Source organism: Alteromonas alvinellae, from assembly GCF_902705805.1.
Map to the genome: position 1 here is coordinate 18,195 of NZ_CACSIH010000250.1, position 622 is coordinate 18,816.

Consider the following 622-nt stretch of genomic DNA (forward strand, 5'->3'; position numbering starts at 1 on the left):
CGAATCCTTCCACACGCGCCATATTGAAAAGCCCACCTTTTTAGGTGGGCTTTTTCATTTCTACTTTTCTTTACTCCACTATCGTCTATGCGCGCTGTTTGAATTTTGAGCTAAGCTTAATGTGTCTAACAGCAGTAAAGCGCGAGGTACGCTATGGCACATCCAACCACCACTTTCCGATTTTTAGCAGAGCCCACCGATGTGAACTTTGGTGGCAATTTACACGGGGGCATGCTTTCTATAACAGCTTAATGAAATGGATTGACCAAGCCGCTTATGCTTGTGCCGCACAGTGGTCGAAATGCTATTGCGTTACAGTTTCAGCGAACGGTATTCGCTTTATAAAGCCAATAAAGGTAGGTCAACTCGTAGAAATAACCGCATCCTTGGTACACACTGGTGCTTCAAGTATGCATATCTATGTTGTGGTTAAATCGGGCGACGCCACGGAAAATACTACGTCAGTCGCAAATCGCTGTATTATACTTTTATGGCGGTGGACTGCGAGGGTAACCCGGTCAATGTGTCTGCTTACGTTCCCAAGGATGAACGGCATATGCAGCTGGATTTATACCAATCCGCACAGATAATCACCCACTCAGCGAGAGTTAAAATGTTCGTA

The 622-nt window shown here is 45.3% G+C and carries 1 tRNA gene and 1 pseudogene (1 of these 2 running past the window's edge); both read left to right on the forward strand.

From position 1 onward, the window contains the following. Positions 1-21 (forward strand) — tRNA-Arg (locus tag ACX5KA_RS19580); it begins 56 nt to the left of the window's first position. A 132-nt stretch (positions 22-153) separates the two neighbouring features. Then, positions 154-622: pseudogene (locus ACX5KA_RS19585) on the forward strand (acyl-CoA thioesterase); the annotation flags it as partial.